General features: G+C 70.8%; 25 protein-coding genes. 14 read left to right on the forward strand and 11 right to left on the reverse strand.

The annotated features are described in order from the left end of the window. Nucleotides 1–125: 125 nt before the first annotated feature. Together DEU35_RS09345 and DEU35_RS09350 are read right to left on the reverse strand one after the other, a co-directional pair. Nucleotides 126–758: an asparagine synthase gene (locus DEU35_RS09345; RefSeq protein ID WP_116239315.1), complete on the reverse strand. Its 633-nt coding sequence runs from the start codon at nucleotides 756–758 to the stop codon at nucleotides 126–128. A 43-nt stretch (nucleotides 759–801) separates the two neighbouring features. Next, entirely contained in the window at nucleotides 802–1230 is a 429-nt protein-coding gene (locus DEU35_RS09350) for a YdeI/OmpD-associated family protein (protein WP_103205819.1), read from the reverse strand. 251 nt (nucleotides 1231–1481) lie between these two features. Here DEU35_RS09350 and DEU35_RS09355 point away from each other — a divergent pair, with 251 nt between their 5' ends. The 4 genes from DEU35_RS09355 to DEU35_RS09370 are packed head-to-tail and all read left to right on the forward strand — an operon-like array spanning nucleotide 1482 to nucleotide 3958. Then, a complete protein-coding gene (locus DEU35_RS09355) occupies nucleotides 1482–1892 on the forward strand; it encodes a DUF4383 domain-containing protein (RefSeq protein ID WP_103205818.1) in 411 nt (136 codons plus the stop codon). A gap of 2 nt (nucleotides 1893–1894) precedes the next feature. Then, nucleotides 1895–2425, forward strand: a complete 531-nt coding sequence (locus tag DEU35_RS09360; RefSeq protein ID WP_116239316.1) for a hypothetical protein — start codon at nucleotides 1895–1897, stop codon at nucleotides 2423–2425. Nucleotides 2426–2471: 46 nt separating this feature from the next. After that, the gene (locus DEU35_RS09365) at nucleotides 2472–3404 is read left to right on the forward strand and encodes an oxygenase MpaB family protein (RefSeq protein WP_116239317.1); all 933 of its coding nucleotides are present in this window, start codon (nucleotides 2472–2474) and stop codon (nucleotides 3402–3404) included. Further along, nucleotides 3401–3958 (forward strand): DUF1992 domain-containing protein, encoded by a 558-nt coding sequence (locus DEU35_RS09370; RefSeq protein WP_116239318.1) that lies wholly within the window; start codon nucleotides 3401–3403, stop codon nucleotides 3956–3958. Before DEU35_RS09365 ends, DEU35_RS09370 begins: the two co-directional genes overlap by 4 nt. Before the next feature lie 149 nt (nucleotides 3959–4107). Here the strand turns inward: DEU35_RS09370 and DEU35_RS09375 are convergent, their stop codons facing one another. Both DEU35_RS09375 and DEU35_RS09380 read right to left on the reverse strand, forming a co-directional pair. Further along, the gene (locus DEU35_RS09375) at nucleotides 4108–4941 is read right to left on the reverse strand and encodes an aldolase/citrate lyase family protein (protein WP_116239319.1); all 834 of its coding nucleotides are present in this window, start codon (nucleotides 4939–4941) and stop codon (nucleotides 4108–4110) included. Next, complete coding sequence (locus DEU35_RS09380) at nucleotides 4938–6392, reverse strand: cation:dicarboxylate symporter family transporter (protein WP_103205814.1); 1455 nt, start codon at nucleotides 6390–6392, stop codon at nucleotides 4938–4940. The genes DEU35_RS09375 and DEU35_RS09380 overlap by 4 nt, the downstream gene beginning before the upstream one ends. A 136-nt stretch (nucleotides 6393–6528) precedes the next feature. On the opposite strand from DEU35_RS09380, the gene DEU35_RS09385 reads away from it, so the two are divergent. Then, nucleotides 6529–8133 carry an ATP-binding protein gene (locus DEU35_RS09385; protein WP_103205813.1) on the forward strand — a complete coding sequence of 535 codons (1605 nt, stop codon included), beginning with the start codon at nucleotides 6529–6531 and terminating at the stop codon, nucleotides 8131–8133. After that, entirely contained in the window at nucleotides 8130–8813 is a 684-nt protein-coding gene (locus DEU35_RS09390; RefSeq protein ID WP_103205812.1) for a response regulator, read from the forward strand. The genes DEU35_RS09385 and DEU35_RS09390 overlap by 4 nt, the downstream gene beginning before the upstream one ends. Before the next feature lie 153 nt (nucleotides 8814–8966). Here the strand turns inward: DEU35_RS09390 and ald are convergent, their stop codons facing one another. Further along, nucleotides 8967–10052 carry an alanine dehydrogenase gene (gene ald / locus DEU35_RS09395; RefSeq protein ID WP_103205811.1) on the reverse strand — a complete coding sequence of 362 codons (1086 nt, stop codon included), beginning with the start codon at nucleotides 10050–10052 and terminating at the stop codon, nucleotides 8967–8969. Nucleotides 10053–10207: 155 nt separating this feature from the next. On the opposite strand from ald, the gene DEU35_RS09400 reads away from it, so the two are divergent. Both DEU35_RS09400 and DEU35_RS09405 read left to right on the forward strand, forming a co-directional pair. Further along, nucleotides 10208–10681, forward strand: coding sequence for an Lrp/AsnC family transcriptional regulator (locus DEU35_RS09400; protein ID WP_116239320.1), 474 nt, complete (start codon nucleotides 10208–10210; stop codon nucleotides 10679–10681). Between the two features lie 94 nt (nucleotides 10682–10775). Beyond that, on the forward strand, nucleotides 10776–11684 hold the full coding sequence (locus DEU35_RS09405) for a hypothetical protein (protein WP_116239321.1): 909 nt from the start codon (nucleotides 10776–10778) through the stop codon (nucleotides 11682–11684). A gap of 37 nt (nucleotides 11685–11721) precedes the next feature. On the opposite strand, the gene mmuM is transcribed toward DEU35_RS09405, so the two are convergent. The 3 genes from mmuM to DEU35_RS09420 form a co-directional block, all read right to left on the reverse strand. Continuing rightward, nucleotides 11722–12576, reverse strand: a complete 855-nt coding sequence (gene mmuM / locus DEU35_RS09410) for a homocysteine S-methyltransferase (protein ID WP_116239322.1) — start codon at nucleotides 12574–12576, stop codon at nucleotides 11722–11724. After that, entirely contained in the window at nucleotides 12573–13079 is a 507-nt protein-coding gene (locus DEU35_RS09415) for a MarR family winged helix-turn-helix transcriptional regulator (protein WP_103205807.1), read from the reverse strand. The genes mmuM and DEU35_RS09415 overlap by 4 nt, the downstream gene beginning before the upstream one ends. A 265-nt stretch (nucleotides 13080–13344) precedes the next feature. Continuing rightward, nucleotides 13345–14346 carry a LacI family DNA-binding transcriptional regulator gene (locus tag DEU35_RS09420; protein ID WP_103205806.1) on the reverse strand — a complete coding sequence of 334 codons (1002 nt, stop codon included), beginning with the start codon at nucleotides 14344–14346 and terminating at the stop codon, nucleotides 13345–13347. 175 nt (nucleotides 14347–14521) lie between these two features. Between DEU35_RS09420 and DEU35_RS09425 the strand changes: the two genes are divergently transcribed. From DEU35_RS09425 to DEU35_RS09440, 4 genes are read left to right on the forward strand one after another with little or no spacing between them, the layout of a single operon-like run. Continuing rightward, entirely contained in the window at nucleotides 14522–15805 is a 1284-nt protein-coding gene (locus DEU35_RS09425; protein WP_116239323.1) for an extracellular solute-binding protein, read from the forward strand. Between the two features lie 11 nt (nucleotides 15806–15816). Next, nucleotides 15817–16830 carry a carbohydrate ABC transporter permease gene (locus DEU35_RS09430; RefSeq protein ID WP_103205804.1) on the forward strand — a complete coding sequence of 338 codons (1014 nt, stop codon included), beginning with the start codon at nucleotides 15817–15819 and terminating at the stop codon, nucleotides 16828–16830. After that, nucleotides 16827–17711, forward strand: coding sequence for a carbohydrate ABC transporter permease (locus tag DEU35_RS09435; RefSeq protein ID WP_103205803.1), 885 nt, complete (start codon nucleotides 16827–16829; stop codon nucleotides 17709–17711). Before DEU35_RS09430 ends, DEU35_RS09435 begins: the two co-directional genes overlap by 4 nt. A gap of 6 nt (nucleotides 17712–17717) precedes the next feature. Beyond that, on the forward strand, nucleotides 17718–20072 hold the full coding sequence (locus DEU35_RS09440; protein ID WP_116239324.1) for a glycoside hydrolase family 3 N-terminal domain-containing protein: 2355 nt from the start codon (nucleotides 17718–17720) through the stop codon (nucleotides 20070–20072). A 114-nt stretch (nucleotides 20073–20186) separates the two neighbouring features. Here DEU35_RS09440 and DEU35_RS09445 read toward each other — a convergent pair whose 3' ends face one another. After that, nucleotides 20187–21035: an alpha/beta fold hydrolase gene (locus DEU35_RS09445; protein ID WP_258873458.1), complete on the reverse strand. Its 849-nt coding sequence runs from the start codon at nucleotides 21033–21035 to the stop codon at nucleotides 20187–20189. 86 nt (nucleotides 21036–21121) lie between these two features. Beyond that, complete coding sequence (locus tag DEU35_RS09450) at nucleotides 21122–21742, reverse strand: aminotransferase class V-fold PLP-dependent enzyme (RefSeq protein ID WP_116239326.1); 621 nt, start codon at nucleotides 21740–21742, stop codon at nucleotides 21122–21124. Between the two features lie 106 nt (nucleotides 21743–21848). Between DEU35_RS09450 and DEU35_RS09455 the strand changes: the two genes are divergently transcribed. Then, nucleotides 21849–23405, forward strand: coding sequence for a deoxyguanosinetriphosphate triphosphohydrolase family protein (locus DEU35_RS09455; protein WP_258873459.1), 1557 nt, complete (start codon nucleotides 21849–21851; stop codon nucleotides 23403–23405). A 279-nt stretch (nucleotides 23406–23684) separates the two neighbouring features. Here the strand turns inward: DEU35_RS09455 and DEU35_RS09460 are convergent, their stop codons facing one another. Beyond that, nucleotides 23685–24767 carry an SDR family oxidoreductase gene (locus DEU35_RS09460; protein WP_116239327.1) on the reverse strand — a complete coding sequence of 361 codons (1083 nt, stop codon included), beginning with the start codon at nucleotides 24765–24767 and terminating at the stop codon, nucleotides 23685–23687. Nucleotides 24768–24860: 93 nt separating this feature from the next. Between DEU35_RS09460 and DEU35_RS09465 the strand changes: the two genes are divergently transcribed. Continuing rightward, nucleotides 24861–25514 (forward strand): hypothetical protein, encoded by a 654-nt coding sequence (locus DEU35_RS09465; RefSeq protein WP_116239328.1) that lies wholly within the window; start codon nucleotides 24861–24863, stop codon nucleotides 25512–25514. Nucleotides 25515–25875 lie beyond the last annotated feature (361 nt).

Consider the following 25875-nt stretch of genomic DNA (forward strand, 5'->3'; position numbering starts at 1 on the left):
GACAGTATGAGAAGCCCTGGCGTGAGGAAACTCCGCCGGGGCTTTTTCTCTGCCCGGATGCCGAGACCCCGGCCGAGCCACGAGCCCTCAGGCCTCGTCCGGGTGTGCCGCGCGCGGGAACGGGGTCAGCGCGCGGTGGATTTCTTCTTCTTGCCGCTCTTGCCCGATTCGGCTGCGTCGCTCGGCTCCTTCGCCTCGTCTGCAGCGGCGCGATCCTTCGCCCGGCGCTTCGCCTGCGAGGCGAGGCGGGCGAGGTCGACCATGCGAAGGGCGTCCATGCGCGCCTTGCGCATCTGGGCGTACTCGGGATCGGCATCCGCCGTCATGCCCTCGACGTCGAGTCGTTGGCTGAGGTTCGCCTCGACATCACCCCAGGCGGCGATCCGCGCATCGCCGACCAGCGCCTTCACCCGCTCGGGATCGTCGGCGAGCGCACGCAGTTCTTTCGCGACGCCGCGGGACTGCTTCGCGCGACGACGAAGGTTGCGCGTGTCGCGGTCGCGGTAATCGTGGGTGCCCGACGAGTCGGAGAACCGGCCCCAGGCGCGCTTGCGCTGATGCGTCACGCGCTCGGCCGCCTGGTCCTGCTCGTCGGCGAGAGAACGCAGCGTCTCACGCGCGAACTCGGCGAAGACCTCGCCGTCGAACTGACCACCGCGAGCGATCGTGTCGACGAGGATCCGGTTGCGCACGGCGAGCCGCGCCGCGGCTGTCGCGATCGACAGTCCCTCGGCGATGGCCTCCTTCGTGCGCCCCACGTGACCTCCCCGTCCAGGCTATCGCCCGGGGCGCATCGGCCGCTCAGGTGAGCTTCGCCACGACGGTTTCGATGCGACGGGTGCGGGTGTCGGCGGTCTTCGCTGCAGCGACGTTCGTCACGTGCGCCTTACGCGCGCTCGGCGAGAGTGCGTCGAACGCCTCGCGCACGCCCGCGGAGCCGAGGGCCGCGGCCAGGTCGTCGGGCACCTCCACCGTGCGGGGCACCGTGTCGAGGGTGAGCTCGACGGAGATGGCATCCCCTCCCGACAATCCCGTGGCGGCGCGTTTATCGGCGGAGAAGGGGATGAGCGATTTCCCACCCATCGCTCCGATCGTGCTGGGGAAGGTGAACCCGTTCACGTCGACGACGACAGCGGCACGCTTCCCGCCGCCCAGACCGTCGATCACCTCGGGCGGTACCTCGATCCCCGTGTTGTTGCCCATCTGCAGCAGGGTCGTCTCGAAACGCATGGCGAGAGTGTGGCAGACAACCGAGTATGTGACCAGCAGCCGAAATGCAATCCCCTCCGCCCGCACGGGGGGTCTGTCTATCGTCTCTTCTGTTGCGGAGGGCCTCGGAGAGTACTCGGGGGCCTTCTGTCGTTTCCGCGCTCATAGCGGACATGACCGGTGCGCGCAAAGCCCAATCCGAATTGAGCATTGTCTCCGAAGATGTGGTGAAGCGACCGGACGGTCGCTGCCAACAATCTGGGAGGTTCATCATGAGCTCGTCACCCAACCGTCTCGTGGCCACCGTCTTCGGCGCTGTCTACCTGCTCGTCGGTCTGCTCGGCTTCGCCGTCACCGGCGGGGTCGGTTTCATCGCGACACAGGGCGGACTGCTCCTCGGCATCTTCGAGGTCAACCCGCTGCACAACATCGCCCACCTTCTGATCGGTGCCGCGCTGCTGGTCGCCGGTCTGGCCAACGCTCGCGCCGCCAAGGGCGTCAACACGACCGTCGGTGCTGTCTACCTGCTCCTCGGTATCGTGGGCTTCTTCCTGGTCGGCACCGCCGCGAACATCCTCGCGCTGAACGTGCCCGACCACTTCCTCCACCTCGCCAGCGCCGTCGTGCTGCTGGGTGTCGGCCTCGGCACCGAGCGCAACGTCCCGCGTACCGCGGCGGTCTGAGCATGACTGCTGCGACCTTCGTGAGGTCGTGGCCCTCCGTATCCGCGTGGGGGGCCGGTCTCATCACCGCCGCCCTCGGCGCGGGTGCCGTCATCCGTCCCGATTCCGGGGCCGTCGCAAGCGGCCTCGGAATCGGGATGGTGATTCTCGGCCTCGCCTCCCTCACCTGGGGAGCGGCCACCCTGTCGGCGGGGCGACTCGTGGTCCCGCGCACCGCTCTGGCGGGCGCCCTCGCCGCTCTCGCGCTCACGACGGCCCTGATGTTCGCCGCACCGGCGCACACGAGCATCCTCGGCGTCGCTGCGGCATCCGCTCTGCTCGTCGTCGTGGGAGCCACCGCTGCCGTCCACCTTCGTCGCGCGAGCCGCGGCCCCGGTGCGACGCGCACCGCTCAGCCGATGAGCGTCGTCGGACTCCTCGTCGCCGCCGCCGTCATCGCCGTGGTCGTCACCCCCGCTCTCGGGGCGACGCAGAACGCCGTGCTGCTGCGCGACGACGGCACCGTCCCCGTCATCTCCCACGAGGGACACTGAGCACTTTCCCGGGGCCCACCCGCTCAGACGGTGGCACGCTGGAAGAGTGACGATCGCCCCCTCTTCTTCCGTTCCCGGATGGATCTCGTCGCTGCGCGGCAAGATCCTCGTCGCCCTGGCGGGGGATCCCACCGGCATGGCGCCGTACGTCCGCGCCATCGCCGACGGAGACGACACCGGCTACTTCGTCGAGAACGGCCCCGCGTGGACCGTGCACGCCGGAATGGGCACGCTGGTGGCCGGCATCCGGGCTCTGCTCCTCCAAGCCCTGCACCCGGGCGCTCTCGCCGGCGTGCACGACTGGTCGCGCTATCGCGAGGATCCGATCGGCCGGCTCACCGGTACCGTCCGGTGGGTCATCACGCTCACGTACGGCTCGCGGACGCAGGCGGATGCCGAGACCGCGCGGGTCGCGAGATTCCACCGCCGGGTGAAGGGCGAGTACGTCGGCGGCGACGGGAGCGAGCGCGCGTACACCGCCGACGCGACCGACCTCGTGCGCTGGGTGCACCTCGCCTTCACCGATGCGTTCCTCGCCGGGCACGAGGTGTCGCGCACGGCCATCCCCGGGGGGCCCGACGCCTACGTCGCCGACTGGGCGACCGCGGGCCGGCTCATGCGGGTCGTCGACCCTCCCCTCACGCGTGACGCCCTGCGGGCCGAGATCGACGGCTTCGCCGACCGCGGCGAGCTGCGCGGCGACGAGCGCGTCGCCGACGTCGTGCGATTCCTGCGCAAGCCGCCGTTCCCCGGCGTGATGGGCCTGTCGTATCGCGTGCTCTTCGCCGCCGCGGTCGCGACCATCCCCCGTCGCTACCGGAAGATGCTCGGGGTGCGGCGGTGGCCGCTTCCTGTGCTGACGCTCACGCGGCTGATCCTGCGCGTCACCGAGCGCGCGCTGGGCTCCGGTCCGCGCGCCCAGGACATGGCGCGGCTACGACTGGCCCGGCTGGAGCGTGAGGGACGGGAGGCCGCGTGAACGACGACGCCCGCCAGGCGGCCGAGCGATATCGGCTCGACCGACAGCTCCGCGACGCCGGCCTCGAACCCGAACCCGCCGAACCCGAGGGGCCCGCGCGGGGCTCGACCGCCGAGGAGCGCGCCGCCTTCGTCGAGACCTCGATCCAGCAGGCGATCCGCCGCGGCGAGTTCGACAACCTCCCCGGCGCGGGCAAGCCCCTGCCCGACCTCGGCGGCTCCCACGATCCCGACTGGTGGATCCGCCGCAAGATCGAGACCGAGCAGCTGACCGGTCTCGGTCCTCCCGCGCTGACCCTGCGCGTCGAGCACAGAGAGATGGCCGAACGGCTGGATGCCATCGCCCGCGAATCCGAGGTGCGCGAGGCGGTCGAGGACTTCAACCGCCGTGTGATCGAGGCACGGCGGCAGCTTCAGGGCGGCCCTCCGGTGGTGACGCCGACGGTGGACGTGGATGCCGAGGTGGAGGCGTGGATCGAAAGGCGTCGGGCGCGTGCGGATGCCGCCGCGATGGCCGCGCCGACGCGGCGGCGGCGGTGGTTCCGGCGCGCCTGACCGGTGTCCGCTCGGCCGCGGCGGGCATGGAGATCCCCCGATCGGAGCGAGTTCACGCGTTCCGGCGCTCGTATCGCGACATCTCGAGAGGACCGTGCGATCTCGCGGGGCGCAGAGCCGGGGAGGACGAGCGCGGGACCCGTCCGCCGTCAGAGCGCCGCCAGCGCCTCCGCGCGCTCGACCAGCGCTCGCGCGCGAGCCAGCGTCGGCGCGTACGAGCCGTCGACCGGGCCGTCGGGCGTCGTCGACAGCAGGGACCGAGCCGCCTCCACCTCTGCGGGCGCGGGCGTGAACCCGGCATGGGCGCCGGAGACGGCGGCATCCCGCAGCGCGAGCGTTCCGGTGAAGCCCATCGCGACGGCGTGCAGGGCGGCATCCCGAGCCTGATCGACCGGACCGCACGGGCCGTCGATCGGCCCGGCGATCCCTGCCGCAGCGGAAGCGACGACGAGCTGTGCGCGCGGCCACGACAGTGCGATGCGATCGGCGGCCATCCCGGTGTCGCGGCGGAAATCGCCGGTACCGAAAGCGAGGCGACGGGTCGCGGGGTGGGCGGCGATGGCAGGGGCGGCCAAAAGCGCCGCGGCCGACTCGACCATGGCGACGATCGGGACGCCGGAGGGGAGGGATGCCGCGACGTGAGCCACGTCGTCGGCACTCGCGCACATCGCCAGGACGACGCCGGCGAGGCGGTCGTCGAGGTCGCGACCGAGTGCGAGATCGGCTTCTCCGTCGCTCGTTCCGGCAGCACTGATGCGCAACCACACGGGTGCCTCAGCGGCCGCCCGGCGAGCGCGGTCACGTCCCTCGGCCTTGCGTCCGGAGGGCAAGCCGTCTTCGAGATCGAGGACGAGGACATCGGCCGCGGTCTCGAGTCCCCCCGCGAGGGGCGAGCGGAGCATCCACGTGCGCGCGAGGTCGACGCGCGCCGGGGCGGGGGCGGCCGAAGCCGCCCCCGCCGAGGTGTTGTGCGTGAGGGTCACGAGCGGCCCCGTGCGGCGGCCTCGGCCTCCGCCTGCGCGCGGAAGGCGTCGAGCGACTGCGTGTCGACGGTCGCGGCGGGGCCGGTACCCGCCTGTGCCGACGCCTGTTCCTTGGCATCCGCTGCGGGCGTCGCCGAGTGGTCGTGGCCGGTCAGCAGCGTCTCGTCGAAGGGGATGTTGCCGGCGAGGACGTCGCGGACACGCTGACCGTCGTACTCCTTCGTCCAGACACCGATGAGCATCGTGGCCACGGCGTTGCCGGTGAAGTTGGTCACGGCGCGTGCCTCGGACATGAAGCGGTCGATACCGACGATGACGCCGACGCCGTCGACCAGGTCGGGGCGATAGGCCGACAGACCACCGGCGAGGGTGGCGAGACCGGCACCGGTGACACCTGCGGCGCCCTTGGAGGCGATGATCATGAAGATCATGAGACCGATCTGCTCACCGATCGACATGGGCGAGCCCATCGCGGTGGCGATGAACAGCGAGGCCATCGTGAGGTAGATCGCCGTGCCGTCGAGGTTGAACGAGTACCCGGTGGGGACCGTGATGCCCACCACGGGCTTCGAGACACCGAGGTGCTCCATCTTGGCGATGAGACGGGGAAGAGCGGCCTCGGACGACGAGGTGCCGACGATGAGCAGGTACTCGCGGCCCAGGTACTTCATCAGCGTGAAGATGTTGACGCGGGTCACGACGTACAGGAGCGTGCCGAGCACCACGGCAATGAAGAGGAAGCACGTGATGTAGAAGGCGCCCATCAGGATGCCGAGGCTGATCACGGCCTGGAACCCGGTCTTGCCGACGACCGCGGCGATCGCGCCGAAGGCGCCGATGGGCGCGAGCCACAGGATCATGCCGAGGATGCGGAAGACGAGCACCTGGAAGTTGCGGATGCCCTCGACCATGCGCGCGCCGCGCTCGCCCATGCCCTGCAGGGCGAAGCCGACAAGCAGGGCGATGAACAGCACCTGCAGGATGCTGCCGCCGGTGAAGGCCGAGAAGAAGGTGGTCGGGATGATCCCGAGGATGAACTCCTGGGTGGAGGTCGCCTCGGCCGCGGGGGCGTCGTACTGGGCGCCCGCGATGTTCAGTCCCTCACCCGGGTGGATGATGTTGCCGACGACCAGGCCGATGATCAGGGCGAACGACGACATGACGAGGAAGTAGACCATCGCCAGGCCGCCGATCTTGCCGACCGTGGAGGCCTTCGCGATCGAGCCGATGCCCACGACGATCGTGCAGAAGATCACCGGGGCGATCATCATCTTGATGAGGCTGACGAAGCCCTTGCCGATGGGCTCGAGAGCGGTGGCGAACTGCGGCGCGACGAGGCCCACGATGACACCGGCCACCACCGCGACGATGACGGAGATGTAGAGCCAGTGATTGCGGTCGATCTTCTTACGCGGCCGGCCGTCGCGTGTGGTGCGGAGTGAGAGTGCCATGAGCGACTTCCCCTTTTCTAACGCCTTCGTTGAGTCCGGCGGGGGCGCCGGTTGATGTGACGACTGTGGTCGACGCGGGACCTGCGGGCGATTTGTGGTCGTATTGTTCACGGCAGGCGCGACGAAGGGCGGGGTGATGAGACTGAGCGTGGGTGGTCGGCTGGCGTTGGTATCCCTGGGCGTCGTCGTGCTCGTCGCGGGCGTCCTGGCGGCGCTGCTGTCGGTGCAGTTGAGCGACTCCGGCAGGCGCGAGGCCGAGAAGGTCACCCGCTCCGTGGCCGAGACGCTCGCGCACGAACCCGACGTCGCCGCTCTCGTCTCGCTGCGCGACTCGGACGCCCTGCAGCCGATGGTCGAACAGATCCTCCCCGACGCCGACCTGTCGTTCGTCACGATCATGACGCCCGACGGCATCCGCCTCACGCACCGCAACCGCTCCGAGATCGGCGACCAGTACCTCGGGTCTCGCGCCGAGGCGCTGGCCGGACAGACCTTCACCGAGGTTTACGACGGCACCCTGGGCCCCTCGGTGCGCACGATCGCGCCGATCCGCGACGGAGGCGACGAGAGCGGCGACATCGTGGGTCTCGTCGCCGTGGGGGTCACGCTCGGCGCGGTCCAGCAGGATCTCGCCGCTCGCGCACCGCTGATCGTCCTGGCATCCGCCGCCATCGTCGGCCTGGGCGTGCTGGGCGCTGTCTACGTCCGACGGAGTGCGCGACGCGTGACCGGCTCGTACACGCCCGCCGAGCTGTCGCGCCTCGTCGAGAGCTACGAGACGGTGCTGCACTCGCTGCGCGAGGGTCTCGTCGTGACCGACCGCTCGGGGCAGATCGTGCTCTACAACGACGAGGCCGCCGACCTGCTGGGACTGCCCCCGGCCACCTCGGGGCAGGTATCGCTCGACCCTCGCGACATCGACATGGATGCCGGCCTCGCCGAGGCGATCGCAAGCGGTCGGCGCATGGTCGAGGAGACCGTGGTCAACGGGGAGCGGGTCCTGCTGGTCAATCAGGAGGAAGCGCGCGATCTGGCGGGACGACGCGCCCCCGAACGCGGTCGCGTCATGACCCTGCGCGACCGGTCGGAGCTGCAGGCACTGCTCGGCGAACTCGAGGGCGTCCGCACCCTGAGCGACACCCTGCGCTCGCAGACCCACGAGCACGGCAACCGCCTGCACGCGCTGCTGGCCCTGCTCGAGCTCGGGCGCATCGACGAGGCCCGCCGCCTGATCGTGGCCTCGACCGGTGACCGCCAGGAACTGGCCGACCGCCTGGTCTCGGACGACGACGACGCCGTCGTCGTGGCTCTGCTGCTCGGCAAGCTCGACGAGGCGGCCGAGCGCGGCGTGCGTCTCGACCTCGACGTCGCCGAGCCCACCCCCGCTCTCCCCCTCGCCGCGGCCGAGGCGGTGACGGTTGTCGGAAACCTCGTCGACAACGCCCTGGATGCCGCCGCGACCGGGGCGGAACCCCGCTGGGTGCGCGCGGTGCTCCGCGAGGGCGGTGGCGATGTGGTGGTCGAGGTGTCCGACAGCGGCACCGGCTTCGACCCCGCGCTCGCCGACCCCTTCGCCTTCGGCGCCTCGACCAAGCCCGCGCACTCCCCCGGCGGTCGGGGCGTCGGTCTCGCCCTCGTGCGCGATATCGTCGCGGCGCACGGCGGAACCTTGCAGATCGCCCAAGACCCCACGACCGTGCGCGTCTTCCTCCCCGCCGCGATCTCGGAGGTGGTTCCGTGATCCGCGTGCTGGTCGTCGACGACGACGCCCTCGCCCTCGAGCTGCACCGCGCCTACGTCGAGCGCGTGCCGGGGTTCGAGGTCGCCGGCCTCGCCTCCGGTGCCCGCGCGGCGGTCACGGCCCTGGCCGACCCGGATCGCGAGATCGACCTCGTCCTGCTCGACATGACCATGCCCGACGGGTCCGGACTCGACGTGGCGCGGCGCCTGCGTGCGACGGGATCGCGCGTGGACATCATCGCCGTGACCGCGGTGCGCGATGCCGCGACGGTACGAGCGGCCGTGTCGATCGGGGTCGTGCAGTATCTGATCAAGCCGTTCGCGTTCGCGGCGTTCCGCGAGCGTCTCGAGGCCTACCGCTCCTATGTGGAGGGGCTGGACCGCGCTGCGGGCGAGGCCACCCAGTCCGAGGTCGACGCTCTGCTCGGGTCGCTGCGCGCGGTGACGGCGCCCGCCCTTCCGAAGGGTCTCAGCGATGAGACGCTGCAGGCCGTCGCCGAGCACGTGCGCACCGCCGCAGGAGCCGTGTCGTCGACCGAGGTCGGCGAGAGCGAGGGGATGTCGCGCGTGACCGCCCGCCGCTATCTCGAGCACCTCGCCGACGTGGGCCGCGTGCGCCGCGTCCCCCGCTACGGCGGCCCGGGCCGCCCCGAGATCACCTACGCCTGGGTGCGCGCGTAGAGCCCGGCCGTCGAGGCTGCGCGCTGCTCACCACTCACCCCGGGCGTCGTACTGCCCTTTGAGTGTCCAAAACACCCGGACGTTTCCGAAAAGCGTCCGGGTGTTTTGGACGCTCACGCGAGGGGCGAGCCCGCGGCAGCGACGTGGCCGCGGCTACAGGGAGAACGCGGCGCGGACGCCCTCGTTCACCACGACGCCGGCGCGCACGTTCAGGCCCTTGGCCAGGGCGGGATCGGCGGATGCCGCGGCCTCCCATCCCTGGTCGGCGATGCGCGTGATGTAGGGCAGGGTGGCGTTCGAGAGGGCTCGGGTCGAGGTGTGCGGCACCGCGCCGGGCATGTTCGCGACGCAGTAGTACAGCGACTCGTGCACGCGGAACGTCGGGTCGTCGTGGGTCGTGGGACGCGAGCCCTCGAAGCAGCCGCCCTGGTCGATCGCGATGTCGACGAGCACCGAGCCGGGCTTCATCGCCGCGACCATGTCATCGGTGACGAGCTTGGGGGCGGCGGCCCCCGGAATGAGCACCGATCCGATGACGAGGTCGGCGTCGGCGAGCTGCTCGGCGATCTCGAGGCGGGTCGAGGCGCGCGTCTCGATCGCGCCGCCGAAGCGCTCCTCGAGCTGGCGGAGCTTGGGCAGCGAGATGTCGACGACCGTCACACGGGCCCCGAGACCCAGGGCGTTCGCGGCGGCGTGCTCGCCGGCGACGCCGCCGCCGATGACGACGACCTTCGCACGAGGGGTACCGGGAACGCCACCGGGGAGAAGCCCGCGTCCGCCCGAGGCGCGCAACAGGTGGTGGGCGCCCTCGATGATCGAGAGGCGTCCGGCGACCTCGCTCATCGGCGCCAGCAACGGCAGGGCGCGATCGGCGGTCTGCACGGTCTCGTAGGCGACGGCCGTGGTTCCCGCGGCCACGAGCGCGTCGGTCAGGGGCCGATCGGCGGCGAGGTGGAGGTAGGTGAAGAGAGTGAGGTCTTCGCGCAGGAAGCCGTATTCGGGCGAGATCGGCTCCTTGACCTTGACCAGGAGCTCGGCGCGCGCCCATGTCTCTTCTGCGGTGGCGATGATCTCGGCACCGGCTGCGCGGTACTGCTCGTCGGAGAAGCCGCTGCCCTCGCCCGCGCCGGCCTGCACGAGCACCTCGTGGCCGCGGTGCACGAGCGCATCGACCCCCGCGGGCGTCATCGCGACGCGGTTCTCGTTGTTCTTGATCTCGGACGGCACAGAGACGCGCATGGGGTTCTCCTCGAGCGGATGAGCGATGCGGAGAGAATCGCAGGAAAAGGTGTTTCCGTGGTGTTTCCCCGTAGATACTTCGGCTATCCCGTCAGGAGAGCAGATATCGTCGTATAACGGGGGCCCAACCGGCCCTCGGATGCGAAGGATCTGCGATGACCGAAGACGACCTCCACCCGCTCGACGCACGGATCATCGAGTTGCTCTCCGCCGACGCCCGGATGACGAACGCCGCCCTCGCCGACGCGCTCGGGGTCGCGGCATCCACTGCCCATGCCCGCCTGCGAGGCCTCACCGATCGTGGTCTCATTTCGGGTTTCCACGCCGCCGTCGACCAGAGCCGTCTCGGCCGCGGCCTGCAGGCGATCGTCGGGGTGACCCTGCGCCCGGGGCAGCGCCAGGAGAGCATCCGCGCGTTCGCACACGAGGTCCGTCGCCACCCGGACGTCATCCAGCTGTTCTTCCTAGGCGGGGCCGACGACTTCCTCGTGCACATCGCGGTCGACGATTCGTCGGCTGTGCGCCGCTTCGTCGTCGACCACCTCTCGGCGCGGCACAGCGTGGCCTCCACCCGCACGAGCATCATCTTCGAGTACCACCGCAACGCGCTGGCGGCCGATTTCGACTGAACCCCGCCCGCGTCGATAGCTTCTCGCGCAACCGGCGTCAAGACGGACGGTGCACCCCACCACGCCGCCATGATGAGACCCCGGAGGGGGTTCCATGGTGCTGTCGATCGGTGTGGCCGTGATGTGCGTCGGGCTGGCGATCGGCGTGGTGTGGGTGATCCTCCCGCGCATCGGCTCCACGGGTCCTCTGGGGGTGTTCCTGCGCGTCGGGGCCCTCTCGGGAGCGGTCTCGGTCGGCGCGGGTGTGCTGGACATCATGGCCTCGAGCGGCGCCGGAGACCTCAGTCGCGTGGCGGCCGACGCCGCGATGGTCCTCGCCCCCGCGTTGCTGTGCGCCGCTCTCGTCGTCGCGCCCGGTCGCCCCCTCGCTCGATCCCTGCCGATAGCGGCGACGGTCGCGGCCGGCGCCGCCCTGAGCTTCGCCCTCGTCCCCGCCGCGGCTCCGACGATCAAGGCGTTCACGCTCACAGCGGCCTGCGGCCTCTGCGCGGTGCTGGCGTTGCGGGCGCCGGCTCTCCCCCGCCGATCCCGCTTCGTGCTCGCCGCCACGATGGGCTCCTACGGCCTGTATTCGGCTGTGCGCGGGGTTCTCTCCGTCACGGGTGACTCCCTGGGCCCCGCGTTCGCTCCCCACGGCGTCATCGTGGCCGGCATCGCGGCGATGCTGTCGACGGGTGTCTCGATCATGATGGTCGGTCTGCCCTCCGCGAGCGGTGCCACCGGGGGACGCCGGCGCGGGGCGTCGATCTCGATCGGCGACTGGAATCTCGCCACCGCCGCCCTCGGCCGCGAGCGCGTGCGCGTTCTCCTGCTCGATCTGCGTCTGGCCGCGCGCGATCTGGACCCCGCGGCCATCGACGGACCGCGCGGTGTCGAGACCTCGCTGCCGTCGGCGGCAACGGCGCTGCGCGAACGCCTGGCCACCGGCTACGGCTGGCGCCCCGAGGAGGTCGAATTGATCACCGACGCGACCCCCCGGCGGCGATTGCGCATCACCATCTGAGCGTCGCGATCGCTGGCCGCTGTGCCGGGGTGGCGGCTCAGCCCACCGCGGCCGCGATCGCCGCGATGTCGGCGGGCGTCGAGCGGCAGCAGCCGCCTACCAGGCGCGCACCGGCAGCGACCCACGAGGGAGCATCGTCGGCCAACGCCGCCGCGCCCCCATGCCACGTTCGCGTCGCGGCATCCCACCGCTCACCGGTGTTCGGATAAGCGAGGAGAGGGATGCCGGGAGCTTCGCCGAGCGCCGAGAGCACGGAGCCGGGCGCGCAGCAGTTGACGCCGACGGCGAGCACGCTCGAGACGGATGCCGCGACGCGCAGGGCTTCGGCCCGCGAACCGCCGGGCGCGAAACCCGTGCTGTCGGCGGAGACGCTGACGAAGGCGGGGACACCGAGGCCGTCGAGTTCGAGGGCGAGGGCTTCCACCTCGAGAAGGGAGGGAATCGTCTCGACCGCGAGAACGTCGGCGCCCGACTCGGCCACCACGTGCAGGCGTCGGCGGTGGGCCTCGCGCAGCTCATCGAGGGTCAGTCCGTAGGCACCGGTGTATTCACTGCCGTCGGCGCGCAGGGCTCCCACCGGGCCGACGGATGCCGCAACCACCACGTCGGCGGCCTCACGAGCAACAGACACCGAGCGGCGTAGGAGCGCTTCGACCTCGGCATCCGGGATCGCTCCGCCGTAACCCAGCTGGTAGGAGGCGGTGATCACGACCTCGGCCCCCGCGGCGGCGAACTCGGCATGGGCAGCGCGTACCTCGTCGGGCTCGTCGCGCAGCACTCGTGCCGACCACAGTGCGGAAGTCACGTCGTTGCCGCGCGCTTCGAGCAGAGTGCCCAGGCCACCGTCGAGGACGACGGGGCGCTGCGCGAGAGCGGTGGCGAGGTCGATCACGCCTCGTGCGTCTCGCCCGCGGCCAGCACACGCAGCGCGCTCGCGAGCAGGGCCTGATCCTGACGGCTGACCTCGCGCAGAGCCTCGGCCTCGAGGCGCACGAGTTCGGTCATCGCGGCATCCACGCGCTCGATGCCCTCGGGGGTGATCGCGACGAGGATCGCCCGGCCGTCGGAGGGGTTGGGGCGGCGGTTGACGAGTCCGCGCTCGGCGAGCTTGTCGAGCCGGTTGGTCATGGCGGCGCTGCCGATCATCGTCGCGGTGATCAGGCGCGTGGCGCTGAGCTCGGTGCCGGCGCGGCGGAGGACGGCGAGCACGTCGAACTCCCAGACGGCGATCTCGGCGCTGGCGAAGGCCTTGGCCCGGAGCTTCGACAGATGAAACGCCGCGCGGCGCAGGCGCGACATCACGTCGAGGGGCGTCAGATCGACGTCGGGAAGCAACTGCGACCACGCGTCGATGAGGAGGTCGACCTCGTCGTCTTTACTGCTGGCAGTGGGCACCCTCCGACGGTACCCGAGCCGCGGGGTGGTGCGGTGCGCGACGGGCGGGGTGGGCGTTTTCACATACTCCCGGGGTGGAGCGCGTCGAGTGTCCAGAACACCCGGACGTTTTCTCGGGGCGTCCGGGTTTCTTGGACACTCACCGGGCCGATCGGGGCGATGACCGCGGTCGAGACACCCGATCACGTCTCGCGGCGCGGCTCACCGGCGGCGCGGCTCACCGGCGGCGCGGCTCACCGGCGGCGCGGCTCAGCGCGAGCGCAGCTCAGCGCGAGCGCGGCGGCGCGGTCGTCCCCCGCGCCACGAGGCGCGTGGCGAGTTCGATGTGCGTCTCGGGCAGGGTCTCCCCCGCGAGGAGCGCCAGCACCATCCGCACGGCCTCGGCACCGAGACGCTTCATCGGCTGGCGGACCGTGGTCAGGGCGGGCTGCGCGCGAGCGGCCTCGGGGACGTCGTCGAAACCGACCACCGACAGGTCGTCGGGCACTCTCAGCCCGCGCGCGACGGCGACCTCGATGATCGACAGCGCCGAGAGGTCGTTCGCGGCGAACACCGCCGTGGGCGGGTCGTCGAGCGAGAGCATGGCCTCGGCGGCTTCGCGCGCGACGTCCTGTTCGTAGCGTCCGACCCCGACCAGCGCCGGGTCGAACGGCAGGCCCGCGGCCGCGAGCCCGGCACGGTACCCCGAGGCCCGCGCGACCGCCGAGCGCAGATCGGGCCGCCCCGCGATGAAGCCGATGCGCCGGTGACCGAGCTGCGCGAGGTGATGCACGGCCTGCTGCGCGCCGGTGTAGCTGTCGGACTCGACGGTGGGCAGGTCTCCGCGACCCGTGTGGGGGTCGATCGCGACGATCGGCACCTCGCCCGAGACGGTGACGACGGTCGGCGTGACGATGATGGCCGCGTCGATCAGCGTGCCGCTCAGGCGGCTCAGCGAGCGGCGCTCCCATCCCTCCCCGTCGCGGCGCGCACCGGTGTAGGCGAGCAGGTCGTACCCGGTGCCGGAGAGGGCTCCGCCGACGCCCTTGAGGATCTCGGCGGAGAAAGGCTCGATGTCGGCCACGAGCACGCCGATCACACCGGTGCGGCGCGAGCGCATGCTGCTCGCGACGAGGCTCGACTCGTATCCGAGGGTCTTCACGGCGTCCAGCACCCGCACGACGGTCTCGGCCGACACCCCGTAGCGACCGTTCACCGCTTTCGACACCGTGGCCACCGAGACTCCGGCCGCCGCGGCGACGTCGTGGATGGTCGCGCGCCTCGTCATGGCATCCGACCCTAGCGTGGAAAACATTTTCGAAAACGTTTGACGACTCCGCGACCGCCGGGCGACACTGCTCACACCTCGGCGGGCAGCAGACCCCGAGAAGCGCACGAACGGCGAAGCAGCCGAACACCGACGCGTCCCACGGCGCACCTCGACGAAGAGAAACGGGAATCACATGAACACGCGCAAGATCCTCGCCGGAGCGGCCCTCGCCGTCGCCGGAACACTCGCGCTCGGCGGCTGCGCCGCGGGCGGCGGCGGGCAGAACGCCGACGGTTCGGTCACTCTGACGCTGTGGCACAACTCCACGACCGGCGACGGCAAGAAGTACTGGGAAGACACGGCCGCAGCGTTCGAGGCGGCCAACCCCGGCGTCACGATCGAGATCCAGGCCGTGCAGAACGAAGAGATGGACGGCAAGCTCCAGACCGCCCTCAACTCCGGCGACGCCCCCGACCTGTTCATGGCCCGCGGAGGCGGCAAGCTCGCCGACATCGTCGCGGCCGGCCAGGCGATGGATCTCACCGACAAGATCTCAACGGATGCCAAGACCGCCCTCGGCACCTCGCTCGGCGCCTTCGAGGTCGACGGGAAGAACTACGGCATGCCCGTCGCCGTTCTGCCCTCGGGAATCTTCACCTCGCAGGACCTCCTCACCGCGGCCGGGGTCACCGCCGCCCCCGCCACGATCGACGACCTCAAGGCCGCCGACGCGAAGATCCGCGCCACGGGCGTCGCCCCGATCGCCGTCGGCGCGAAGGACGCCTGGCCCGCGGCTCACTGGTACTACAACTTCGCGCTCCGCGCCTGCTCGAAGGACGTCCTGGACAGCGCGGCACAGAGTCGCAGCTTCGACGACCCGTGCTGGCTCCAAGCGGGCGAGAACCTCGAGTCGTTCCTGAAGACCCAGCCCTTCAATGACGGCTTCCTCACCACGGCCGCCCAGCAGGGCGCCGGTTCGTCGGCGGGACTTCTCGCCAACCACCAGGCCGCCATGGAACTCATGGGCGCCTGGAACCCCGGCGTGATCGCCTCGCTCACGCCCGACGAGAAGCCCCTCGCCGACCTCGGTTGGTTCCCCTTCCCCGAGGTTCCCGGGGGCAAGGGCGAAGAGGGCGCGATCATGGGTGGCGTCGACGGCTACTCCTGCTGGGTCAACGCCCCGGCGCAGTGCACCGACTTCCTGAACTTCCTCGTCAACAAGGAGAACCAGGAGAAGTACGCCGCGGCCTTCCAGACCATCCCCGCCTCGAGCGAGGCGACGGATGCCGTCACCACCCCCGCCCTGCAGTCGGCGCTGAAGGCGTACACCGACGCCCCCTACGTCTCGGTCTGGCTCGACACGCTGTACGGGCAGAACGTCGGCAACGCGTTGAACGTCGCCGTGGTCGACCTGTTCGCCGGCAAGGGCAGCCCGCAGGGCATCGTCGACGCCGTCAACGCCGCCGCCTCCCGCTGAGGACACCGACCATGACCACCCAACTCGCCGTTTCGGCGACCGACGCCGGGTCTCGTCGCCCGGCCGGGGAGGGCGCCACGCGCGCCCCCTCGGCCGGGCGGCCGCCCGCGCGGCGCCGGCTCGAGAACTGGCGCATCCGCGGCGAACTCGCGATCCTCCTGGGCCCCGCCCTGGTGGTGTTCGTGTCGTTCGTCATTCTGCCCGTCGCCCTCGCCGCTTACTACGGCTTCTACAAGTGGTCGGGCTTCGGCGCTCCGGTCGACTTCGTCGGACTGCGCAACTACGTCACCATCCTCACCGACCCGGCCTTCCACGAGGCCCTCGGCCACAATGCGTTCATCGTCGTCGGCTCCCTCGTCCTGCAGGGGCCGCTCGCGCTGGGTCTCGCACTGCTGTTGAACCGCAAGATGCGCGCGCAGTCGCTCATCCGCGTGCTGATCTTCGTGCCCTACGTCATCTCCGAGGTCGTCGTGGGTCTCGGGTGGGGCCTCATGCTGCAGTCGGGGGGCGCGCTCAACGGGGCTCTGGAGAAGATCGGGCTCGGCTCACTTCGCGCGGACTGGATCTCCGACCCGGCACTCGCGATCTGGACGCTGCTCATCATCATCACGTGGAAGTACATCGGCTTCGCCGTGATCCTCTTCCTCGCCGGGCTCCAGGGCATCCCCGAGGAGCTGAGCGAGGCTGCCGCGATCGACGGCGCCTCGTACTGGCAGATCCAGCGCCACATCGTTCTTCCGCTCATGGGTCCGACGATCCGCATCTGGGCGTTCCTGTCGATCATCGGCTCGCTGCAGTTGTTCGACCTCGTCTGGATCATCTGGGGTCAGTACGTCGCCTCGACGGCGGGCACCTCCACCATGGCCACCTACATGGTCGCCAACGGCCGCAACGCCGGCAGCTTCGGCTACGGCAGCGCCGTCGCCGTGGTGATGTTCCTCATCTCGCTCGCCGTCGCCCTCATCTACCAGCGCTTCGTGCTCCGCCGCGACACGGCCGGCGCTCTCACGGGAGGCACCTCATGACCGCCACCGCCACCCTCGTCGCCCCGAAAGCTCCGCGGTCGGTGCGCCGCGCCCCGGCCGGCTCGAAGCGCTCGACCGGCGTCGTCGTCGGCTTCGTCGCCCTGCTGCTCATCGGGCTGATGCTCGCCCCCGTGGTGTTCATCATCCTGGGCGGCTTCCGCTCCAATGCCGAGATCACGGTCGACCCCTCGGGCTTGCCGACCACGTGGAACTGGCAGAACTACGCCGACGTGCTGACGAGCGGCGTCTTCTGGGGACAGGTCGGCAACTCCGCGATCGCCGCGATCGCCACGACACTGTTCGTCGTCGCGCTGGGTCTGATGGCCGCCTACGGCCTGTCTCGCTATCGATTCCGCGGCCGCGGCGCGGTGTTCGCGCTGTTCACCGCGGGGCTCATGTTCCCGATGACCGTGGCCATCACGCCGTTGTACATCCTCGTGCGCAACCTCGGCCTGATGAACTCCCTCGCCGGCGTCATCGTGCCGCAGATCGCGTTCGCGTTGCCGCTGACGATCATCATCCTGTCGCCGTTCCTCTCCGCGATCCCGCGAGAACTGCAGGAGGCGGCATCCATCGACGGACTCGGTCGCCTCGGCTTCTTCTGGCGCATGGTGCTCCCCCTCGCGGTGCCCGCGGTGGTGACGGTCGGCATCCTGGCCTTCGTCAACAGCTGGAACTCCTACATGCTGCCGCTATTCATCCTCAACAACGAAGCCGCCTACACGCTGCCGCTCGGCACGCAGGCCTTCGCCTCGCAGTACTCCGTCGACACCGCGCGAGTGCTCGCGTTCACCTCGCTGTCGATGATCCCCGCTCTGCTGTTCTTCAGCGTGTTCGAGCGGCGCATCGTCGGCGGCCTCACCGGCGCCGTGAAGGGCTGATCCCCCATGACCATCCAGAACACCGACGTCGGTGCTGCCCGCGCACCGGGAATCTCCCCCCGCGTGCTGGCCCTCGTGGCCGACATGACCCTCGACGAGAAGCTCGCGCAGCTCGTCGGGTACTGGGTCGACCAGGGCGACGAGGTCGTCGCGCCCCTGTCGGGCGAGAAGATCACCTCGGCGGCCTACACGGATGCCACGGTGCACGGCCTCGGGCACCTCACGCGCGTCTACGGCACGCGGCCCGTCGACCCGGTCGAGCGCGCCGCCTGGCTGTGGGGCGAGCAGCGCCGCCTGCAGACCGACACCCGCCTCGGCATCCCAGCTCTCGTGCACGAGGAGTGCCTGACCGGGTTCGCGGCGTGGAAGGCGGCGACCTTCCCCACGCCCCTGGCCTGGGGTGCGTCGTTCGACCCGGAGGCCGTGGAGCTCATGGCCTCCGCGATCGGTCGCTCCATGCGCGAGGTGGGGGTTCACCAGGGCCTGGCTCCGGTGCTCGACGTCGTGCGCGACGCGCGGTGGGGCCGGGTCGACGAGTGCATCGCCGAGGACCCCTACGTCGTGGGCACGATCGGCACCGCGTACGTGCGCGGGCTGCAGGCGGCGGGCGTGCACGCGACGCTCAAGCACTTCGTGGGCTACTCCGCCTCACGCGCCGGCCGCAACCACGCACCCGTGTCGGCCGGTCGGCGCGAGCTGCAGGATGTCTTCCTCCCCCCGTTCGAGATGGCGGTGCGCGACGGCGGGGTGCGGAGCGTCATGAACTCGTACACCGAGATCGACGGTGTGCCCGTCGCCTCGAACCCCGAGCTGCTGACCGACCTGCTCCGCCGCCGCTGGGGCTTCGACGGCACCGTCGTCTCGGACTACTTCGCCGTGGAGTTCCTCCGATCGATGCACGGGGTCGCGGCCGACCGCGGCGAGGCCGCGCAACTCGCGCTCGAAGCGGGGATCGACGTCGAACTCCCGGGGCCCGACGCGTATCCGCACCTGGCCGAGCGGGTGGCATCCGGAGACCTCCCCGAAGCCGTCGTCGACCGCGCCGTCGCGCGGGTGCTCGCCGAGAAGGAAGATCTCGGACTCCTGGATGCCGACTTCTCCGCGGCCCCGACCGATATCGACCTCGACGATGCCCAGCACCGAGCGCTGGCCCGCCGTCTCGCGGAGGAGTCGGTCGTGCTGCTGCGCAACGACGGGGTGCTGCCGCTTCGCGCGCCGGGACGGATCGCGGTGATCGGCCCGAACGCCGACAGCACCGACGCCCTCATGGGCTGCTATTCGTTCGCGAACCACGTACTCGCGCACCACCCGAGCTTCCCGCTCGGCTTCTCGCTGCCGACCGTGCGCGAGGCCTTGGTCGAGCGCTTCGGCGAGGTGGCGTACGCGGAAGGATGCGCCGTGGAGGGCTCGGACCTCTCGGGGCTGGATGCCGCCGCCGCCCTCGCCCGCGAGGCCGAGGTCGCGATCGTCGTCGTCGGCGACCGTGCCGGGCTCTTCGGCCGCGGAACCGTCGGCGAGGGCAACGACGCCGACTCGCTCGACCTGCCGGGCGTGCAGCGCCAGCTCGTCGAGGCGGTCGTGGCGACGGGAACCCCCGTCGTGCTCGTCCTGCTGACGGGGCGCCCCTACGCTCTGGATTGGGCGCTCGACACCGCAGGCGGTCCCGCCGCGGTGTTGCAGGCGTTCTTCCCCGGCGAGGAGGGCGCGCCGGCGCTCGCTGCGCTCGTGGCAGGGGATGCCACCCCCTCGGGCCGTCTGCCCGTCTCGCTCCCCCGTTCGGCCGGCGCGCAGCCGTACTCGTACCTTCACCCGCTCTTGGGCGGACCGTCGGGTGTGACGAGCACCGACTCGACGCCCGTGCGTCCGTTCGGGTTCGGGCTGTCGTACACGTCGTTCGAGCGCGGGGGGTTGACGGTGGACGGGGTCGCGGCGGCCGCAGCTGCCGGTGGCGCCGGTGTGCCGGCATCCGGAGCTTCTGTCGAGGTGCGCGCCGGTGACGCGTTCACCGTGTCGGCGCGCGTGACGAACACCGGAGACCGGCACGGGGCGGACGTCGTGCAGGTGTACGCGCACCGCGCGGTGGCCAGCGTCACACGCCCGGTGGCGCAGCTCGTAGCGTACGCGCGGGTCGAGCTCGCGCCCGGCGAAAGCGCCGAGGTGCGCTTCACCGTGCCTGCCTCGCGGCTGGCCTACAGCGACCGTTCGATGCGGCGCGTCGTCGAGGCGGGCGAGGTGGAGCTGCGGCTCGGGTCCTCGTGCGCCGACATCGACGAGGCGGTGGCGCTGCGGATCGTCGGGCCGACGTACGAGCTGGGCGTCGAGGACGCGCGGATCGTCGAGGTCGAGGTGCGGCGGGGCTGACGGCGCGGGCGGGGTGCGAGACAGACCACCGCATCGGCTCTCGCACCGGTTTTCACACCTGCTCGGAACCGCGCGGCGAGCAGTGGCGGCCGGTGACGCACGCAGCCCCGCGCTTCAGCTGGTGCTGTCGAGGATGAGTCGTGTCGCTTCGTGGGGAACGTCCCATTGCGGAAAGTGGCCGCATCGTTCGAACCAGTGCAGCGAAGCGTCGGGGAACAGGTGGATGGCGCGATCGGCCTGTTTGGGCACGGTCACCAGGTCGCGCCGACCCCACCCGATCGTGACCCGGCCGGGTACCGTGCCCGCGGGGGCGCCCTGTTGCAGGGGGCCCTTGGTGAGGGCATTCATGGCGGCTCCGACCGAGGGGGAATCGGCCAGTCCGCGCACGTCCGGCAGCACCGTTTCCCGCGAAAGGACCCACGGTCGCGCTGACAATTGCGCCAGAAGCACCGTCCGTCCGACGGGGTTACTGAGCAAGGCGGGCAGAACGCCGCGCAATGCGCGAACCAGCACGATCGACGGCCGCAGCGTGGCGGCGAAGACAGCGCGCTCGCGGGGACTCCAGAACCCGCCAGGGTCCAAAGCGACGCTGTCCCCGCCCACTCCGCGCCGCGCAAGCTCGAGCACGATTCGGCCGCCCATCGACTGCCCGACGGTTGAGACCCCCTCCAGTCCCTGCTCGCGGATGAAGTCCGCGACGGAGTCGGCCAGCGTGGCAATCGAGACGTCACCGGACAGCGGCGGTGTCTCACCGAATCCCGGCAGGTCGACGGCGATGACCTCACGGTGCCGGGCCAGCTCATCGAGGATCGGAGTCCAGGATCGCCAGCCTGCGCCCAGGCCGTGCACCAGCAGCAGTGGGCTGCCACTCCCGCGTCGAACATGATTCAGCGTCATGCTCGCAACGCTAACCCGGGTACTTTTCGAGCGCTCGGCGACTCGGACGATTGCGTCGGTCAGCATCGAGGCGTATAAGAGGGAGCTGCGTTTTCCCAGCGAGCGCCACGGTCACTACGGTGCCGCCCGGCGTGGGCGCCGGGTTCGGGTTTTCACGGCCGGCGGGATGCTAGGAAGTCAGCAGTCGCGTTCAGGAGCCGGTCGGCGTCGTCCCGCGTGTTGTACGGCGCGAGGCCGACCCGGAGAGCGCCACCATCGCCGAGTCCGAGTCGTCGTGAGGCTTCGATGGCGTAGAAGTGACTGGCCGGGGCATTGATGTCGCGGCTGGCGAGAAAACGGGCGAGTTCCTGATCGCGACCGCCCGCGACCGAGACGAACAGGGTCGGAGACCGACGCGCGGCACGCGAGTGCACGGGGAGGTCGTCGAAGGCGGCGAAGCCGGTCTCGATGACTTCTCGCAAATCGGTCTCGTGCTCGTCGATCGCTTCGATCGCTCGGACGAGGCGTTCGCGGCGGGTTCCCTCGGGGCCGCCGATCGCGGCGATGAAATCGACCGCGGCAGTCGTGCCGGCCATCAGCTCATAGGGCAGGGTGCCGAGCTCCCGGCGGTGACTCGGGTGAACGACCCGGGCCTGGACGGGGACAGCCAGCACCAGAAGGCCTCCCGGGTTCTCCCCCACGGTTCGGGGAGCAGGGTCTCCTTCGAGCTGAACGCCACCCCGCAAGAGACCGACGAGGTGCCGCGGGAGCGGCGACCGTCTCTCTCGTCCCACGCAGGAGAGCCGTCGCCGCCAGAACCACCGCCGTCAACGGGGAACGACACGGCCGAGACGGCGCGTTAGCGTGGATCCACGTCGTCGACGCCGCGAGAGGACCGCTTTGCTCCACAACGAGACCACTCCCCCGGCATTCGCTGCGCGCCCGGGGCACGTGAACGTCGACCAAGACGCCGTCGTCGGCAACCCGGCATCCCGCGTGCACCCCGACCACGACGACGCTCGCGCCGACCCGTGGTCGATCGATCTGGAGCGCATCCAGTTCTCGCCGTACTTCTCGCGGCTGTCGGCCGTCACGCAGGTCGTGTCGCCGTCGATCGGCGGGGCGCCCGTGCACAACCGACTCACCCACACACTCAAGGTCAGCGCGATCGCGCGCGTCGTCGCCCAGCAGCTCAACACCCGTTCGCGGCAGGCCGGCGAGGGCGACGTCTGCAACGCCACGGTCGTCGAGGCGGCCGCCTACGCCCACGACCTCGGCCACCCGCCGTTCGGCCACCTCGGCGAATCCACCCTCGACCGCCTCGCGCGCGACGAGCTGGGCCTGACCGACGGGTTCGAAGGCAACGCCCAGACCTATCGCATCCTCACCGCCCTCGACGTGGTCGAGAACGCCCCTCGGGGACTCAACCTCACCGCCGCCGTGCGCGCCGCGTCGGCGAAGTACCCGTGGGCACCGTCGGTCGAGGCGGCCGACGTCGAGCGGATCGGCCCGCCCCGTGGCATCCGCCGCTCCGCCGACGGCGCGTATCGGGTGCACAAGTACTCGGCGTACGACCTCGATCTCGCCGACCTGGCCGCCGCCCGGGAGGGGGTGGATGCCGCGCCCCTGCGCCAGAGCATCGAGGGCGCCGTGATGGACCTCGCCGACGACATCGCGTACTCGGTGCACGACGTCGACGATTTCTACCGGGCGGGGATCCTGGACCACGCGCCCATCGCGGCGGAGTTCCGCGGCTGGCTCGACGACGTGCTCGAGTGGCGCGACCGCGACGACGCCGAGGTGCGGGCCGAGCTCATGCCCGGGGCGGGCCTGGAGCGCCTGCGCCGCAAGATGCGCCGCGACGACCCATGGATCGCCGACGACGAGGCCTTCCTCGACGCCGTCAGCGACGTGGATGCCGAGATGGTCACCGACCTGCTCGCCCGCCCCTTCGACGGCTCGCTGACGGCCGAGCGCCGGCTCGCGGCCTTCACCGATCGGTGGATCCGTCGGTTCCAGGAGTCGGCGCAGCTGCGGCCCCTCGACACCCCCCGAGCGGGGCCGGTCGTGCTGTCGCCCTGGGCCTGGCACCACGTCGAGGTGCTGAAGTTCGTGCACAAGCGCTTCGTGCTGAGCCGCCCCGACCTGGCGATCCAGCAGCGCGGGATGAGTCGCATCCTCGCCCGCTCGGTGCGGGCACTGGGCGAATGGCTCGACGACGACCTCGACCGCGCTCGCACGCCCCGCCGCTTGCGGGAGCTCATCTCCCTGGCCCGTGAGCAGTACGCGACCCTGCCCGCCGAGCGTCGACCCTCGGATGCCGAGGCCGAGACGCTCGCGCGATCCCGCGGGATCGTCGACTACGTGGCATCCCTCACCGATTCGCAGGCGTTCGCGCTGTCGGAGGCGATCTCGGGGCGCGCGGACCGGCTCTGGGCGCTGGGGCAACGGCTGTAGGCCGGGGCCCTTCCCCCTGTCCCGAGATGTGCGGCGGGACGCGATGGAAGGTGCACGGAGTGGGACATCTCGCGCGAGCGTCACCCGCCGACAGCCGTGTCCCAGAATGCGCAGACGGACGCGACGAGAGCTGCACGAAGTGGGACACCACCGCACTGACTTCGCGCAGCGACACACGCCAGCGGATGCCACGGCAGCCGTGTCCCCACATGCGCAGCCGGACGCCACGAAAGTTGCACAAAGTGGGACATCTCGCGCGAGCGGACCGCGTGCGCGAGCTCAGGGAATGAGACGCGCCGCCCGGTACCGCTCGAACAGGCGCGAGAACGAGTCCCGCGTGCGGTGATGCTCGACGAAGCCCGCCAGGCGGCTCTTCGACATGTCGGTCATCACTTCGATGTCGCGTCCGAGATCGGCATCCGTGTGCCACCACGAAGCGACACGCGCAAGGTCCGGCTCGACGAGACCGTGCTTCTCGACGATCTCGGCCCACACCGGCGCCGCATCCGCCATCTGCTGCTCGAACGGTCGAGGCGCGGTGTCGAAGCCCTCGGCCTCCACACCGAGGTCCGACGCGATGCGCGGCCACATCCAGCGCCAGCGGAACACGTCGCCGTTCGCCGTGTTGAAGGCCTCGTCGGCGCCCTCGGGGTGAGTGGCCGCCCACGCCATCTGGCTCGCGAGCAGATCGGCGTCGGTCACGTCGGTCAGGCCGTTCCACTGCGTCTCGCTGCCGGGGAAGACGAGCGGGCGACCGGTGTGGGGGCTGATCGCCGCGGCCACGGCGATGGTGAGGCCCATGTTCATCGCGTTGCCCACCGCGTGCCCGAGCACGGTGTGCGAGCGGTGCACCGACCAGGTGAAGCCCTGGCGCTTCGCCGCGGCGAAGAGCTCATCCTCTTGCGCGTAATAGAAGTTGTCGACGTCGAGCCGCGGCTCGTCCTCGTGGAACGGGGTGTCGGGCATCTCGCCCTGACCGTAGGCCTCGAAGGGCCCGAGGTAGTGCTTCAGCCCGGTCATCAGAGCGACGTGCCGCACCGGCGCCTCGGCGAGCGCGGCGAGCAGGTCGCGGACCATGCCGCCGTTGACGGCGATGTTCTCGGCCTCGGTCTCCTGCCGTGACCACGCGGTGAAGAAGACGTGCGTGACGGGGACGCCCCGCAGGGTCGAGGTCAGCGCCTCGAGCGAGCGCAGGTCGGCCGACCGCCAGGTCACTCCCGGTCGCGCCGGGCCGGGCCGCCGCGACAACGCCGTCACCTCCCAGCCGTCGTCGACCAGTCGATCGAGCAGGGCGCCGCCGGCGATACCGGTCGCGCCCACCACGAGGGCATGTGAGGAGTCAGTCAAGAGGAGGGTTCCCATCGATCGAGGTGAACGAGGGGCAACCACGGGTGTTCGGCGGGTATTCCTCGGTACGGGGTTCCGTTCCGCGAGCGACCGCGCGACCCTGGAGTGATGCAGTCCACCCACCCGATCCCGGGAGACCCCTGGCCGCACGACATGATCCTGGCCATCGAGGACGACCCGCACGAAGCGATCGAGATGCTCTGGGTCCGCGAGGCTTTCGCGCTCGAGGTCGCCGGCGACGTTCCGCCGCCGCTGATCGACACTCCCGCCCCGGGCGCGCGAACGCTCGGCGAGACCGAGCGTGCTCGATGGCAGTCCGCCTGGGCCGCTCTCTGGGCTCGGGTCGTCGCACACGCGGGGCGCCCGACCGGCTCCCCCGCCATGAACAGGCTCATGCGGCAGGATCTGCCACCCGAGGAGCGCGCGGCCCTGCTCGCCGAGGTCACCGGCCCCTCGTGGCGCGAGGAATTCGGCGACGGCGTCTTCGACGATCCGTCGTTCCACGACGCGCGGGACCGCGCATCCGACGCGCGGCGTTCGGCACGGCCGCACTCGTTCGCCGACATCCCCGAACGCCGCGATGTCGAGGCTCTCCTCCCCGCCTGGCGGCAGGGCCTCGTGCGGATCGTGGTCATCCCGTGCCGGGGAGCGTACGCCCGGTCCCTCGGCGCGACGGGCCTTCTCGTCACACCCGGGGTCCGTGCCGACTCGTCCGTCTACCGCGCCGCGCTGGCATCCTTCGCGCCGACGGCGGCGTCTTGATCGGTCGCCTGACACCGCGACCCCGGATGCCACGGCATCCATGTCCCAAAAAGGGCGGCCTCAGCACTCCGCAGGCCGCACAACTTGGGACACGACCCCGCCGAAACCGGGACACGGCCCCCACCACCGGATGCCACGGCACCCATGTCCCAAAAAAGGCGGCCTCAGCACCCCGCAGGCCGCACAACTTGGGACACCACCCCACCCAAACCGGGACACGGCCCCCACCACCGGATGCCACGACACCCATGTCCCAAAAAAGGCGGCCTCAGCACCCCGCAGGCCGCACAACCTGGGACACCACCCCACCGAAACCGGGACACGGCCCCCTCGCGTGGACCGAGCACCCCCCCGCACCAGA

Origin of the sequence: Microbacterium sp. AG157 (genome assembly GCF_003385695.1) — a bacterium.
GTDB lineage: Bacteria > Actinomycetota > Actinomycetes > Actinomycetales > Microbacteriaceae > Microbacterium > Microbacterium testaceum.